At 62.3% G+C, this 13,857-nt stretch carries 13 protein-coding genes; 6 read left to right on the forward strand and 7 right to left on the reverse strand.

Going from position 1 to position 13,857, the window contains the following annotated elements; all coding sequences use genetic code 11:
* The first annotated feature begins 29 nt into the window (after nt 1-29).
* Nucleotides 30-857, forward strand: a complete 828-nt coding sequence (locus FHT69_RS00145) for a glycoside hydrolase family 16 protein (protein ID WP_025570030.1) — start codon at nt 30-32, stop codon at nt 855-857.
* A gap of 28 nt (nt 858-885) precedes the next feature.
* Here the strand turns inward: FHT69_RS00145 and FHT69_RS00150 are convergent, their stop codons facing one another.
* The 6 genes from FHT69_RS00150 to FHT69_RS00175 all read right to left on the reverse strand — a co-directional run bounded on the left by FHT69_RS00150 (nt 886) and on the right by FHT69_RS00175 (nt 6,952).
* Nucleotides 886-1,959, reverse strand: a complete 1,074-nt coding sequence (locus FHT69_RS00150; RefSeq protein WP_063474364.1) for an ABC transporter ATP-binding protein — start codon at nt 1,957-1,959, stop codon at nt 886-888.
* Nucleotides 1,956-2,885 carry a PfkB family carbohydrate kinase gene (locus tag FHT69_RS00155; RefSeq protein ID WP_063474365.1) on the reverse strand — a complete coding sequence of 310 codons (930 nt, stop codon included), beginning with the start codon at nt 2,883-2,885 and terminating at the stop codon, nt 1,956-1,958. Before FHT69_RS00155 ends, FHT69_RS00150 begins: the two co-directional genes overlap by 4 nt.
* Nucleotides 2,886-3,908 carry an SIS domain-containing protein gene (locus FHT69_RS00160; protein ID WP_063474366.1) on the reverse strand — a complete coding sequence of 341 codons (1,023 nt, stop codon included), beginning with the start codon at nt 3,906-3,908 and terminating at the stop codon, nt 2,886-2,888.
* Complete coding sequence (locus FHT69_RS00165) at nt 3,905-4,750, reverse strand: carbohydrate ABC transporter permease (protein ID WP_063474367.1); 846 nt, start codon at nt 4,748-4,750, stop codon at nt 3,905-3,907. The genes FHT69_RS00160 and FHT69_RS00165 overlap by 4 nt, the downstream gene beginning before the upstream one ends.
* Nucleotides 4,750-5,634 (reverse strand): carbohydrate ABC transporter permease, encoded by an 885-nt coding sequence (locus tag FHT69_RS00170; protein ID WP_097544926.1) that lies wholly within the window; start codon nt 5,632-5,634, stop codon nt 4,750-4,752. The genes FHT69_RS00165 and FHT69_RS00170 overlap by 1 nt, the downstream gene beginning before the upstream one ends.
* Nucleotides 5,635-5,713: 79 nt before the next feature.
* Nucleotides 5,714-6,952 carry an extracellular solute-binding protein gene (locus FHT69_RS00175; RefSeq protein ID WP_025570022.1) on the reverse strand — a complete coding sequence of 413 codons (1,239 nt, stop codon included), beginning with the start codon at nt 6,950-6,952 and terminating at the stop codon, nt 5,714-5,716.
* Between the two features lie 226 nt (nt 6,953-7,178).
* Here FHT69_RS00175 and FHT69_RS00180 point away from each other — a divergent pair, with 226 nt between their 5' ends.
* From FHT69_RS00180 to FHT69_RS00200, 5 genes are all read left to right on the forward strand, one after another.
* The gene (locus FHT69_RS00180) at nt 7,179-8,390 is read left to right on the forward strand and encodes an ROK family transcriptional regulator (RefSeq protein WP_025570021.1); all 1,212 of its coding nucleotides are present in this window, start codon (nt 7,179-7,181) and stop codon (nt 8,388-8,390) included.
* A 355-nt stretch (nt 8,391-8,745) separates the two neighbouring features.
* Nucleotides 8,746-10,101, forward strand: a complete 1,356-nt coding sequence (locus tag FHT69_RS00185) for an extracellular solute-binding protein (RefSeq protein WP_025570020.1) — start codon at nt 8,746-8,748, stop codon at nt 10,099-10,101.
* Between the two features lie 211 nt (nt 10,102-10,312).
* Nucleotides 10,313-11,197, forward strand: coding sequence for a carbohydrate ABC transporter permease (locus FHT69_RS00190; RefSeq protein WP_017965892.1), 885 nt, complete (start codon nt 10,313-10,315; stop codon nt 11,195-11,197).
* A gap of 10 nt (nt 11,198-11,207) precedes the next feature.
* On the forward strand, nt 11,208-12,122 hold the full coding sequence (locus tag FHT69_RS00195; protein ID WP_025570018.1) for an ABC transporter permease subunit: 915 nt from the start codon (nt 11,208-11,210) through the stop codon (nt 12,120-12,122).
* A 12-nt stretch (nt 12,123-12,134) separates the two neighbouring features.
* The gene (locus FHT69_RS00200; protein ID WP_183904746.1) at nt 12,135-13,244 is read left to right on the forward strand and encodes a sn-glycerol-3-phosphate import ATP-binding protein UgpC; all 1,110 of its coding nucleotides are present in this window, start codon (nt 12,135-12,137) and stop codon (nt 13,242-13,244) included.
* A 41-nt stretch (nt 13,245-13,285) separates the two neighbouring features.
* Here FHT69_RS00200 and FHT69_RS00205 read toward each other — a convergent pair whose 3' ends face one another.
* Nucleotides 13,286-13,759: a cupin domain-containing protein gene (locus FHT69_RS00205; RefSeq protein ID WP_183904747.1), complete on the reverse strand. Its 474-nt coding sequence runs from the start codon at nt 13,757-13,759 to the stop codon at nt 13,286-13,288.
* Nucleotides 13,760-13,857: the final 98 nt, after the last annotated feature.

Raw genomic sequence — 13,857 nt, forward strand, 5'->3', positions numbered from 1 at the left:
GATTGGTTTGGCGTTTTCGGAGGAGCAGAATGCGTTACAAGGTATCTTCTAAGGCTTTTGGTTTGCTCATCATCCTCGGACTGGGGGCGTTACCCGGCCAACCGAGCGTCGCCCAGGAGCCGCTCAATATCAATGCCTACCAACTGACGTTCGAGGAGAGTTTCGACAGCCTCGACGTTTCGGCCTGGGGAGAGAAAAGCTCTCGCTGGATCGCCCATACGCCCTGGAACGGCGATTTCGGTGACGCCCGTTTCACCGATCCGGCCCCCGGCTTTCCGTTTACCACCGATCAGGGAATTCTGAAGATCGAAGCGCGCAAGGAGGCCGATGGAACCTGGCGTTCGGGCCTGTTGTCGTCGGTGAACCCGAAAGGCCAAGGATTCTCGCAGCAGTTCGGCTATTTCGAAGCACGGATGAAGCTGCCGCCGGGCAAGGGCGTCTGGCCGGCCTTCTGGCTCATCGGGCTCGACCGGTCGAAATACACCGCAGAGATCGACGTCTTGGAATATTATGGACGCGCGCCCTACGAATTCAGCATGGGCTTTCATATCTGGCGTCAGAGCCAGGGTGGCCAGAACACCACCGGTGGCCATTGGCAAACCGTCCAGGATGGAATTTTGAACAGCGAATATCACACTTACGGCGTCGATATCCAAGCTGACAAGACGAGCTTCTACCTCGACCGCCAGTTCATCTGGAGCTTCGATACGCCGAAGGAGTTCCATATGCCGTTCTATCCGCTGGTGAACCTGGCACTCGGCTCAGGTTGGCCGATCGATGAAACGCCGAATCCTTCCATCCTGCTCGTCGACTATATCCACGTCTACCAGCGGAAGCCCACCGACGCGGCGAATTGAGCAGGGGACGGGGATAGTCGTTCCGTCGCTAACGGCCGCAGCTGAGGCCGGTTTCCGGATCGAAGAGATGCATTGCCTCTTCGTCGAAAAAGAGGGTGAGCTTTTCGTTGTCGCGGATCGGCGTGCGCGGCGGCAGGCAGGCCATCAGGCGCTGATTTCCGGCAAGGACGGTAACGACGAGTTCCGGGCCGGTCAGCTCTGCGACCTCCAGGTTTGCCTCGATCGACGGGCCGGTGCCGCCTGTGCGAAGCGCCTCGGGACGGATGCCGAGGATGAGGTCGCGGCCATTGCCGGCCGTCTCGCGGAAACGGGCGGGCAGGGGCAGGCTGGCATCGGAGCCTGAAAGCGCCAGGCGATCGTCACGCACTGTTGCCTTCAGCAGGTTCATCGGCGGCGCGCCGACGAAGGTGGCGACATAGAGCGTTGCCGGATGGTTGTAGATCTCCTCGGGTGTGCCGAGCTGCTCGATGCGGCCGTCGCGCATGACGGCAATGCGGCTGGCCAGCGTCATCGCCTCGATCTGGTCATGGGTGACATAGACGACCGTCGTCTTCAGCATCTGATGCAGCCGCTTGATCTCGGTGCGCATCTCCATGCGCAGCTTGGCGTCGAGGTTGGAGAGCGGTTCGTCGAAGAGGAATACTTCAGGCTTGCGCACCAGCGCGCGGCCGATCGCGACGCGCTGGCGCTGGCCGCCGGAAAGTTGGCTCGGCTTGCGGTCGAGCAGGTTTTCGATCTGCAGCAGCTTTGCAGCATCACGCACGGCCTTGTCGCGTTCCGGCGCCGGCACCTTGCGCATTTCCAGGCCGAAACCGATGTTCCGGTGCACCGTCAGGTTGGGATAGAGCGCGTAGGATTGAAAGACCATGGCGATGTCGCGGTCCTTCGGATGCACGCCGAGCACCGAGCGGCCGCCGATCCTGACATCGCCGCTCGTCGCCTCGGCAAGGCCGGCAATGATGTTCAGCAGGGTGGATTTGCCGCAGCCGGAGGAACCGAGCAGCACCAGGAATTCGCCGCTTTCGAGTGAGATGTCGATGCCTTTCAGCGTTTCGACGTCGCCATAGGTCTTGCGGATGTTCTGAATTTCGAGTGCGCTCATCGCACTGGCTCCTGCAGGTGTATCGGGCCGCCATAGTTGCGGGGAAGGGTGGAAATGGCGCGCGAGGCAACCTCGGTTCCCGCCATGAGGCAGGAAACCAGCGGCGCATCGCTTGCGAGCGCGGCGAGGAAAGCGGCGTTGAAGACATCGCCGGCGCCGATCGTATCGACGACCTCAACGACGGGTGCGGCCACCGAAACCAAGAGGCCGTCCGGCCCGATCGCGATGGCGCCGTCCGGCCCACGTTTGACGACGACGATCGCACCCTCCGGCATATGCGACCTGATGTGACGGGCGGCCTCGATCGGATCGGCGATGCCGGCAAGCGTGGTCGATTCAACCTCATTCAGCAGCGCGATGCCGCTGCGGGAGAGCCAGGCGCGTGTCGCCGCGCAATTCTCGTCTGTCCAGCCGTCGAGCGGCCAGCCGGTATCGAGGGCGATGGTGATGCCATGGCTGTCGGCCCAGTCGAACAAGGCGTCATATTCTCTCGTCAGATCGTCGGTCAGGAACGAGCCGCAGAGAAGGGCATAACCGCCCTGAAGCCTCTCGCCCTCGATGACCGCGAAGACATCTGCCAGGCTGAAGCGCGGCAGATGACCCCTTGTGGTGAAGAAGGTGCGTTCGCCGTCCGGATGGGTGATGCCGACGGAGAGTGTCGTTTTCTCAGGACGCACCGGCCATTTCTCTGAACGGCGGCCGAAGGCTTCTCGCAGCCAGCGGCCGAACTGGTCACTGCCGATGTTGGCGGCGATCTCGAATTCGACGCCAAGCGCTTGCCAGGCGAGCGCGCTGTTGCCGGCTGCTCCGCCGACCCGCAATTCGTCATGGTCGACGATGATTTCCGTCCCGGCCTTCGGCCAGGGGGCGGCCGGTCCAAGGATCAGGTCGACATTGACGTTGCCGATGACTGCAAGTGGCCGCATTCATTCGCTCCGGGTGATTTTGGTGGATCGAACAGGCGTTCCGGCATTCTCCACGCGGGTATCGGCAAAGGCGATCATCAGTCGCTGGGCAACCGGCAGCATGGCGAAGATCGCGGCAAGGCCGGTTGCAGGGGCAAAGCGGATCGTCACTGCGCCGGCGACCGGCGCTTGCCCGGATGCGTCGAACAGGATGACGGGGGCGCCGGTCTCGACGGCGGATACCGCCATTGCGGTGACCAGGCCGGCCGTCTCGTCCGAGCCGCGGAAGAGCACGACGCCGATCTCCGGCCCCAGCATCTCCATCGGTCCGTGACGCAACTGGCCACCCTCCAGCGAGAAGCAGGGACGACGCGACAGTTCCGTCAATCCGAGCGCCAGCGCCTCGGCGACACCCTGCAGCCGCCGGCCTGAGGTGACGACGGTCGCGACGTTTTCGAGGGCGGCGAGGGCGTCGGCGATGTCCTGGTCTTCAGGCGCCCTGAGGACGGCAAGCGCGGCGCCCGGATCTTCGCCGAGGGCGGCAAGGATTGCCAGATGCAGGGCGAAGGTTACCGTCAGGCTGCGGGTGGCGGCGAAGGCAAGCTCGGTGCCGCCGCTACCCACCAGCGACGGGGTCGTTCTTGCAAGGAAGGAACTGCCTTCGAGCGTCAGGCCGAAGGTCTCCGCCGTGCCGCCGGTCTCGTCGAACCAGCGCACGACCTCGGCGCTTTCGCCGGATTGCGAGGTGACGAAGATCGTCCTGCCGGTGATCGGCAGCGGCTGGCCGAGCTGCTCGGACAGCGGCAAGGCGAGGGCATCGATGCCGAGCGCGCGGTAGAGCGGCTCGACGGCACGGTTGACGGCGTGCGAGCCGCCCATGCCGATCAGCAGCAGCCGGCCGGTTTTCTTCAGCGAGGCGGCGGCCCTCGCCGCCATCGGCCGGGCAGCTTCGTAGGAGGCGATCGCATCGGCATGCTGGCGCGCCATTTCGCGATCGATCGCGGCAAGTCCGGCCGGCCGGATTGTTTCTTCTGTCATGTTCATCCCTTGACGCCGCCGCTGGTTAGCCCGGAAATCAGGGCGCGTTGCATGACGAGGCCGATCAGCACGGGAGGCAGGGCGGCGAGCACGCCTGCCGTCGCGATCAGTCCGTAATCGGAAACGCGGCCGCCGGCGAGATCGGCGATGGCGACGGTCAGCGTCTTGGCGCGCTGGTCCGAGGTGAAGAGCAGCGCATAGAAGAATTCATCCCAGGCAAGCAGGAATGCAAAGAGGCTTGACGTCGCGACCACGGGGGCGGCGAGCGGCAGCGTGATGATCCGCAATGTCTGGATCAGGCCGGCGCCGTCGATCATCGCGGCGGATTCGATTTCGCGCGGGATGGAATCGAAGCCCGATTTCATCAGCCAGGTGGTGAACGGCGCGAGAATTGTCAGATAGACGAGGGCGAGGCCGAAGACGTTGTTCAGCATGCCGAGATGGGAGAGGCTCATATAGAGCGGCACGGCGAGCGCCACCGGCGGCAACATGTAGGTGGCGATCACCATCGACAGCGACCAGCCGACGGAAGGCGTGCGCGACACCGCCCAGCCGGCCGGAATCGCAAGCGCGATGGCGGCGATCGTCGCCATGCCCGCCACCTCGATGCTGTTGCGCAGCGATGAGGTGAAGGCGGCGCCGGCGCTGTTTTCGAGCGTCGAGAGCAGCACGGCGTAGCGCGAGAAATCCGCCGTCTGCGGCCACCAGCGCAGGGGTTTTGCGGCAAGATCGGCGGCCGGCGAGATGCTCATGATGAACAGCCACAGGATCGGCGCCAGGATGACGGCGGCGAGCAGCAGCGCGCAGAGATGGATGAAGGCGGAAAAGAGCGGGCTCTGGCGTTCCATCAAGCGGCACTCCCGGCGGTCTTGCGCACCAGGGCGGCATAGCCGGCGGCAAGCAGCGTCACCAGCAGCGTGACGATCAATGCCAGCGAGGCGCCGGAGCCTGCCCGCTGGAAGGAGAAGGCTTCCTGATAGACGAGGATCGACAGTGTACGCGTGCTGTTGGCCGGGCCGCCGCGGGTCATGACCCAGATGATGTCGAAGACCTTGAAGGCTTCGATCGTGCGCAGCACCAAGGCGACCATCAGCGGGCCGGCGAGATAGGGGAGGATGACGAAGCGGAAGCGGGCGAAAGCACCGGCGCCGTCGACCAGCGAGGCGGCGGTGATGTCGCGCGGCACGGCCTGAAGTGCGGCCAGTGCGATCAGCGCCACCAGCGGGAAATTCTTCCAGCAGTCGGCGACGATGAGGGCTGCCAGCGCCGTGCCCGGCTCGCCGAGCCAGGAGCGGTAGGCCTCCAGCAGACCGAGTTGGGTCAGTGCGGCATTCAGCGCGCCGTATTCCGGATTGTAGATCAGCCGCCAGAGCGTGGCGTTGACGACGGTCGGCAGTGCCCAGGGCAGGATCATCAGGGCGCGAAGCGCGGTGCGGCCGCGAAACTGCTGGTTCAGCAACAGCGCCGCCAGAACCCCGATCACCATCTCGGCGGCGACCGAGATGATCGCGAACCATGCGGTGGTGATCAGCGTGCGCTGGAAATTCGAGCCGGAGATCATCTTGGCATAATTGTCGATGCCGACGAAGTTTCCTTGCGTGCCGACGAGCTTGGCATCGGTGAAGGAGAGGCCGATAGTATCGATCAGAGGCCAGCCGATGACTGATATCATCACCACGAGAAGCGGCAGCATCAAAAGCCACGCGCGGGTTGTCAGCCAAGTGCCCGACATCGAGGCGACCCTTCTTCATTCATAGGTTATCGAAAGCGAACCGGGCGACGGCGGGCGCCGCCCGGGTTTCATGCTTTGCTCAGAGGCCGCTATTGTCGGCCGCCGACTTCAGCGCGTCTTCGGGCGAGGACTGGCCGAGCAGCGATTCCTGGATCGCCTGCTGCAGCGCGGTCGAAAGCTCCTGATATTTCGGTGTCGTCGGACGCGGATACATGGCGGCAAGGCCGATCTTGGCGGCGGAGATCAGCTCCTCCTGGCCCTTGGTGACAGCAGGGTCTTCATAGGAGGACGCCCAGATCGGCAGGCTGAGCTTGGCATAGGCATTCTGCGTCGCCTGCGATGTCATGAAGGTGATGTACTTCCAGGCCTCATCAGGATGCTGGCTGGCCGAGGTGATGCCGAGGCCCATCGAGCCGTTGACGGCCGAAGCCTCGCTCTTGCCGGCAACACCCGGCGCCGGCACGACGCCGACCTTGCCCGCGACCTTGCTGTCCTTCGGATTGTTGGCCATGTTGTACATGTAGGTCCAGTTCAAAGCGAAGGCGGCATCGCCGTTTTCGAAGACCTTGCGGACGTCCTCTTCCAGGAATTCCTTGGAGTTCGGATTGGTCAGGCCCGAGGAATAGCTGGAGACCATGTATTTCAACGCATCGAGGCCGCCGCCGGTCTGGAAGGCCGGCTTGCCGTCCTTGAGGAAATCGCCGCCGTAGGCGCTGACGAGCGTGGTGTAGTCGCAGATCGCGGCCTCGGCCTGCGACCAGCTCCAGGCGATCGGCGTGGCGAGCAGGCCCTTGTCCTTGATCGTCTTTGCCTGCTCGGTCAACTCGTCCCAGGTTTTCGGCGGCGCCTTGATGCCGGCCTTTTCAAGGATTTCCTTGTTGTAGAACAGGTATTTGGTGTCGAGGATCCACGGCATGCCGTAATATTTGCCGTCGTACTGCACGGTGGTCCAGGCGCCCGGCAGCACGCCCTTCTTCATCTCGTCGGTGACACGAGAAGAGACGTCGACCAGAACCTTGTTGGTGGCGTATTCGGCCGGCCAGATGACGTCGAAGAGGACGACGTCGTAACCGCCGCCGGACCCTTGCGCCAGCACCGTCTTGTCGTGCAGGCCTTCATAGGGAACGAATTCAAGATTGACCTTGATGTCGGGGTTCGCCTTGGCGAAGGCGTCGGTCATGGCGCGCACATCGGCCTCGCTATAGGCGGCCTGTGCCATGAAGAGCGCGTTCAGCGTCGTTTCGGCGAAAGCGTGCGGCGCAAAGGATGCGCCGATCAAGGCCGCACCGAGAAGCGTCTTGTTAAGGGATTTCAGCATTGCAGCCTCCAGTTTTTGACATTTACGCATTGCCGAGGGCGGACTTCGCCGCCCTCGGTGTTCGAGAAGGCGCGTGTTGAAAACGTGCCAGTCCATCATCTCGGAGCGTCGTCGGAGGCCTCGCTGGGCTTCCTGCGTTCCCTGGGACTCTCCGGTCCCTCATTAAGTCAAATGTATTGACTTAATACTTCTTCAACATTCTAATGGAGTCAAGAGGCAATTGCAGATGAATGACAGTCGACCGATCCGGGCCAAAAGCGGCACCAATCACGAAGGCACCAGCGCCCATAACCGGCGCGTGATGATCGATGCCCTAAGGATCAACGGTGCGCTTTCACGCGCCGATCTGGCGCGGGCGACGCGGCTGACCAAGCAGACGGTGTCCAATATCATCGAGGAACTCGAACGCGACGGTCTCGTCAGTTCGCAGGAGGCGGTGCGGAAGGGCAGGGGCCAGCCCTCGACGCCGTACGGCCTGGTGCCCGAGGGCGCCTTTGCGATCGGCCTGCAGATCGACCGGCATGTGACGCGGGCGGTCGCCGTCGATCTCGTCGGCAGCGTTCTCGTGCGTGACGAGGCCGGCCTGCCGCCAGGCGGTCCGTTTAACGGGACGAAGGTCATCCTTGATCTCGTCGCCAGCGTGCGGTCGAAGCTCGCCGGGATCGTCCAGCAATCGGAAAAGCGGCTGGTCGGCCTCGGCGCCGCCATGCCCGGACCCTTCGGGGTCGCCGGCAGCGGCGACGATCCGTGGATGATGGAGGCTTGGCAGAAGTTTCCATTGCTAGAAACGCTGGCCGCCGGCACCGGGCTCGATGTCGGCCTGCAGAACGATGCGGCCGCGGCTGCGACCGCCGAGCGTATGGTGGGAGCCGCCCATGGCCTCGACCATGCCGTCTGCCTCTTCGTCGGCTATGGCATCGGTGCCGGCCTCATTCTGAACGGCGAGCTTTACCGCGGCACCAACGGCAATGCCGGCGAGATCGGCATGGCATTGCTGTTTGCCGACGGCAAATCGACGCCGCTCGAACATCGCGCCTCGCTCGCCTCGCTCTACCAGCACCTGTCGATCGATCCGGCCGATCCTGACCTTTATGCGCGGATCAACGAGCTTGCCTTAAGGGGCGATCACAGCATCCACGCCTGGATCGAGGCGGCCGCAGCGGACCTGCGCTGGAGCATCCATCTCCTCGAGACGCTGTTCGATCCGCAGACGGTGATCCTCTGCGGCAGTGCGCCGGAAGCGCTGGTAAGCAGGCTGTTTGCGGCGATCGGCCCGCTGCTGCCGTCGATCGCCGAGCGACGCGGCCGGACACTGCCGCGCCTGCAGCCGGGCATAGCCGATCCCTGGTCGGTGGCGCTGGGTGCCGCCGCCGGGCCGATCAGCCGTGCATTCGATCCACGTTTTGCCGCGATCCTGAAGGATTCCCTTCAATCCTGAGGCTGGAGCCAGTGTTGCACACCAGTGCAACGCAAAAAATGCCGGCTGTTGGCAAGTTTCGTTAGGAGGGTGCGGGCGAATAAATCCGTCCGGCCGAAATATAAATAAATATTTAACTCCCCCTAAAATTCCATTGTTTTGAATATAATAGAAATTTCTTCGCAATATCCTAAAGAACTCTTCGAAATATCTATAAATATTTCTCCAATATCAGCGAATAACAATTGTGTGAATTTTTTATGACAAATGGATTTCGATCATTTCATGTCATAGAATATTCATTGGCCGCGGCAATTTGAACCCGCTAATAGGGCGTGCGCTGAAAGTGCGCATCCCTTTTACGTTCGAGGTTCTCATGCAAGCCAAGCTTCTCGGCGCCGTTGGCGCCCTTCTCGCTACAGCGTTTCTTGCTGGTCCCGCTGCCGCCGCCGATAAGACCAAGATCGACTTCTGGTTCGGCAACTCCGGTGACATTGCCAAGCGTGTCCAGGAACAGTGCGATCGCTTCAACCAGTCGCAGGCCGATTACGAAGTCGTCTGCACCAGCCAGGGCAGCTACGATGCGTCCTTGCAGAACACCATCGCTGCCTTCCGCGCCGGCAAGCAGCCGACCATCGCCCAGGTCTCCGATGCCGGCACGCTCGATATCATGCTCTCCGGCGCCTATTATCCGGCCAACAAGCTGATGGCCGACATGGGTTACACCGTCGACTGGAACGATTATTTCTCAGGTATATCGGGCTATTACGCGACCTCGAAGGGTGAGATGTACTCCTTCCCCTTCAACTCCTCGACCGCTCTGCTCTACTGGAACAAGGACGCCTTCGCCAAGATCGGCAAGGATCATGCTCCGGCAACCTGGAAGGAAGCAGGCGAAGACCTCAAGGCTCTGAAGGACGCAGGCTATGCTTGTCCGCTCGGCTTCGACATCTCCAACAACGAAGTCTGGCAGTACATCGAGCAGTTCGAAGCCGTCAACGGCGAAGCCATCGCCACGAAGAAGAACGGCTTTGAAGGTCTCGACGCCGAGCTGGTGTTCAACAAGAACCCGCTTCTGGTCAGCTATATCAAGGACCTCAAGTCCTGGTATGACAACAAGCTTGCCGTGATCAAAAACAAGGCCGTCGGCCAGACCTTCGTCGAAGCCTTTGCCGCCGGCGATTGCCAGGTCATCCTGACCTCGGTCGGCGACCATGGCAATGTTGGCCGCACCGCCAAGCAAGGCATGAACTGGGGCGTTTCCATGCTCCCGACCTACGGCGACGCAACCCGTCACAGCTCTTACGTCGGCGGCGCTTCGCTTTGGGTTCTGAAGGGCCATTCGGACGCTGAATACAAGGCTGCCGCTGCCTTCTTCAACTTCATCGCAAAGCCGGAAGAAGCTCTAACCTGGTCGACCGTTACCGGCTACATCCCGGTTCGTAACTCCGGCTTCGAATATCTCAAGAAGCAGGGCTTCTACGACAAGGCGCCTTACGCCGGCCGCGAACTCGCCATTCAGAGCCTGACCGCATCGCCTGCCGGTGACGCGGCTCCGCACGGCATCCGCCTCGGTGGCCTGCTGCAGGTCCGCACCGAAATCGCCAATGGTCTGCAGGCCATCTTCGTCAACAATGCCGATGTCCAGGCTTCGCTCGACGGCGCTGCCGAACGCGGCAATACGCTCCTGCGCCGCTTCCAGCAGACCTATAAGAACGTTCAGCTCCCCTGATCGCCCGATATATGCCGCACCCGGCCCGCGTCGCGCGCCGGGTGCGTCTTTGTAAGTTCCCTTATCGGCCGCGGATGCGTACTCGCCGCCCGCGTCTAAAGCGCGCCGCTCGCGCTTTAGATCTTTATGTCGATGCATGTCGTTACCGCAAAACCGCTGCACACTTTTGCGCGACATGCTTTAAACCAAACCAGGACGAAAACGACCACTCATGGAAAAGCGCGTCACTTTCTCCTCGACGACGATCGGACTGCTCTTCGCATTTCCGATGCTGCTGCTGATCTTCGTCTTCTTCTATTGGCCAAGCGCGCAGGCGCTCTATTGGGCGTTCACGCTTGAGCAGCCATGGGGCGGCGGCAATGCCTGGGTCGGTTTCGACAATTTCAAACAGTTGCTCACCGATCCGATCTATTGGGACTCGATCACCCGTAGCATGATCTTCGGCTTCAGCTCGACGGCGATTGCCATGGGACTGGCGCTCATCCTGGCGCTTTTGACCGATCGTGAACTGCGCGGCCACAAGGTCTACCGGTCGGTGTTCATCTGGCCTTACGCAATTGCCGCTCCCGCTCTCGGGCTCGCCTTCCGCTTCATCCTGGCGCCGGAGGCTGGCCTGCTGTCGGTCATCAATCACGTCTGGCCCGGTCTCTGGAACCCGGCGCTCGACGGCAAGGATGCGATGATCGCCGTCATCGTCGCCTTCTCCTGGAAATATATCGGCTACAACTTCATCTTCTTCCTCTCGGCGCTGCAAGGCATTCCGCGCTCGCTGATCGAGGCGGCGGCCATGGACGGTTCGGGGCCGATGCGCCGGATCTGGGATATCCAGCTGCCCTTGCTGACGCCGACGCTGTTTTTCCTGCTCGTCATCAACATCACAGAGAGCTTCCAGGATTCCTTCGGTATCGTCGACGTCATGACCCAAGGCGGGCCGGCGCGCGCCACCGAACTCATGGTCTACAAGATCTATTTCGACGGCTTCAGAGGTCTCGATTATTCCGGCGCTGCGGCGCAGTCGATCATCCTGATGGTGCTCGTCGTCCTTCTCACCATCTTCCAGTTCCGCTTCATCGAGCGGCGCGTGCACTACAAGTGAGGTCGCGGACATGATCGAACGCACGCCGATATTCAACTTCATCTGCTATACGCTTCTTGCGCTCGGCATGGTGATCGCGCTCCTGCCTTTCGCCATCGTCATCATCGCGTCGACGCTGGATCTGGAAACGGTCAATCGCGTGCCGCTGCCGCTCACGCCGGGCTCGCATTTCTGGGAAAACGCCGAGGCCGCCTGGGTTCGCGCCGACCTCGGCAACAAGCTGTTCCACAGCATCATCTTCGCCACGACGGTCGGTGCCGGCAAAGTCATGCTTTCTTCCATGGCGGCTTTCTCGATCGTCTATTTCCGCTTCCGTGGCCGCTATGTGATTTTCTGGATCATCTTCATCACGCTGATGCTGCCGCTGGAAGTCCGCATCGTGCCGACCTATTCGATTGCGGCCAACGCGCTGCAGCCTTTCCAGACGATCCTCGACGTCACCGGGATAAGCTGGCTCGTCTCGCAGATCACCGGCATTCAGATCAAGCTCGAATGGGGTCTGCTGAATTCCTATCCCGGTCTCGTTCTGCCGCTGGTCGCCACGGCGACCGGCACCTTCCTTTACCGGCAGTTCTACCTGACGGTTCCGGACGAGCTGGCCGAAGCCTCGAAGATGGACGGTTCGGGCCCGGTCCGGTTCTTCTGGGATATTCTGCTGCCGCTTTCGCGGCCGAATATGATCGCGCTGTTCACCATCATGTTCGTCTGGGCCTGGAACCAGTATCTCTGGCCGTTGCTGATCACCACCGATCCGAATTTCGGCATTGCGGTGACGCAGTTGAAGACCCTGATCCCGTCCGAATTCGGCCTGCCCGACTGGAACGTCGCCATGGCTGGAACCCTGATCATCATGTCGCCGCCGCTGGTGCTCGTTATCCTGATGCAGCGCTGGTTCGTGCGCGGCCTTATCTCCACCGAGAAGTGAAGGAGTACTCCCTTGGCACCGATCTCCATTCGTGGCGTGAAGAAGAACTACGGCAAGACCCCCGTCGTCCACGGCGTCGATCTCGACATCCAGTCGGGTGAGTTCATCGTCATCCTCGGCCCGTCCGGCTGCGGCAAGTCCACGCTGCTGCGTATGATCGCCGGCCTCGAGGAAATCAGCGGCGGCGAAATCGCCATCAATGGCCGTGTCGTCAACCAGATGGAGCCGCGCGAGCGCGGCTGCGCCATGGTGTTCCAGAACTACGCGCTTTACCCGCATATGAGCGTCGCCGAGAATATCGGCTATGCCTTGAAGGTGGCCGGCGTTTCGAAGGCGGAGCGTACGCGGCGCATCGGCGAAGTCGCCAAGGCGCTCAGCCTCGAACCCTTCCTCGACCGTCGGCCGGCCGCCCTTTCCGGCGGCCAGCGGCAGCGCGTCGCCATGGGCCGCGCGATGATCCGCGAGCCGAAGGTGTTTCTCTTCGACGAGCCGCTATCGAACCTCGACGCCAAGCTGCGCATCGCCATGCGCGCCGAAATCCGACGCCTGCACCGCCGCCTGGGGGCCACCTCGATCTTCGTCACGCATGACCAGACGGAGGCGATGACGCTGGCCGACCGGCTGGTGGTGATGAACGGCGGCAGGGTGGAGCAGGTCGGCACGCCGGAAGAAGTCTATCATCATCCGGTCTCGCGCTTCGTCGCCGGTTTCGTCGGCACGCCGGCGATGAACCTGCTCGAGGGTACGATCAATGACGAGGGCGTCTTCGTCTACGACCAGAGCCGCAAGGTCGTGCTGCCGCGCGAGCGCGCCGCACCGCTGAAAGGCAAACGCGTCGTGCTCGGCATGCGCGCCGAAGCCGCCCGGCTGGTGGCCCCGGATGCGCCGGGTGCCCTCACCGCAACGGCCGATTTCATCGAAGAGCTTGGCGCAAGCCGTGTCGTCCACGCCGATTTCGACGGGCTGCCCTTTGCCGTGGCGCTGACCGAGGCGGTGAAGGTGAAGTCGGGAGATCCGATCGGCATCGCGATCGATTACGACCAGATCCACCTCTATGCCGCCGATACCGGCCGAATCATCGAGAACACTGCCATGAGCGGCGCCGGCGTCGTTCACGCCTGAGCGCGCCGCAGGCGTTTCCGGTCCCGTGTGAGCGCCCGATATCAGCGATGGATCGGGTCGATCCACGGGACGTCTTCCGGTTTTTCGACAGGCTCGATGTCGAGATTGACGACGACGGGATCCTGGCCTGAGCGGACGAGCACGCATTCCAGCGTCTCGTCGCGGCTGGCGTTGATCTCCTGGTGCGGCACATAGGGCGGAACATAGATGAAATCGCCGGGGCCGGCCTCGGCGGTATATTCCAGATGTTCGCCCCAGCGCATGCGGGCCTTGCCCTTGACCACGTAGATGATGCTTTCGAGATCGCCGTGGTGATGGGCGCCGGTCTTGGCGTTGGCATGGATCGTGACCGTGCCAGCCCAGATCTTTTCGGCGCCGGCACGCGCATTGTTGATCGCAGTCGCGCGGTTCATGCCCGGCGTCTGCGCGGTATTCGGATCGAGCGAATTGCCGGGGATGACCTTGACGCCATGTTCGCGCCAGTCGACATGATGGTGATCGTGGTCGTCGCTCATACCTTGCCTCCCGCTTCGATCTGGTCAGTCTAGGCCGGCGCCGGGCGGCAGCCAAGCGGATCTGCCCGCACAAAATCTTGGCGCCCCGATAGCTTCTG

Source organism: Rhizobium sp. BK008, assembly GCF_014197345.1.
Lineage (GTDB): Bacteria > Pseudomonadota > Alphaproteobacteria > Rhizobiales > Rhizobiaceae > Rhizobium > Rhizobium anhuiense.

What these genes read in the sequence shown, in the direction of transcription:
- FHT69_RS00145 (WP_025570030.1), top strand. Translation starts at nt 30, where the DNA reads ATGCGTTACAAGGTATCTTCTAAGGCTTTTGGTTTGCTCATCATCCTC.
- FHT69_RS00165 (WP_063474367.1), bottom strand. Translation starts at nt 4,750, where the DNA reads ATGGAACGCCAGAGCCCGCTCTTTTCCGCCTTCATCCATCTCTGCGCG.
- FHT69_RS00170 (WP_097544926.1), bottom strand. Translation starts at nt 5,634, where the DNA reads ATGTCGGGCACTTGGCTGACAACCCGCGCGTGGCTTTTGATGCTGCCG.
- FHT69_RS00180 (WP_025570021.1), top strand. Translation starts at nt 7,179, where the DNA reads ATGAATGACAGTCGACCGATCCGGGCCAAAAGCGGCACCAATCACGAA.
- FHT69_RS00190 (WP_017965892.1), top strand. Translation starts at nt 10,313, where the DNA reads ATGGAAAAGCGCGTCACTTTCTCCTCGACGACGATCGGACTGCTCTTC.
- FHT69_RS00205 (WP_183904747.1), bottom strand. Translation starts at nt 13,759, where the DNA reads ATGAGCGACGACCACGATCACCATCATGTCGACTGGCGCGAACATGGC.
- FHT69_RS00195 (WP_025570018.1), top strand. Translation starts at nt 11,208, where the DNA reads ATGATCGAACGCACGCCGATATTCAACTTCATCTGCTATACGCTTCTT.
- FHT69_RS00150 (WP_063474364.1), bottom strand. Translation starts at nt 1,959, where the DNA reads ATGAGCGCACTCGAAATTCAGAACATCCGCAAGACCTATGGCGACGTC.
- FHT69_RS00185 (WP_025570020.1), top strand. Translation starts at nt 8,746, where the DNA reads ATGCAAGCCAAGCTTCTCGGCGCCGTTGGCGCCCTTCTCGCTACAGCG.
- FHT69_RS00175 (WP_025570022.1), bottom strand. Translation starts at nt 6,952, where the DNA reads ATGCTGAAATCCCTTAACAAGACGCTTCTCGGTGCGGCCTTGATCGGC.
- FHT69_RS00155 (WP_063474365.1), bottom strand. Translation starts at nt 2,885, where the DNA reads ATGCGGCCACTTGCAGTCATCGGCAACGTCAATGTCGACCTGATCCTT.
- FHT69_RS00160 (WP_063474366.1), bottom strand. Translation starts at nt 3,908, where the DNA reads ATGAACATGACAGAAGAAACAATCCGGCCGGCCGGACTTGCCGCGATC.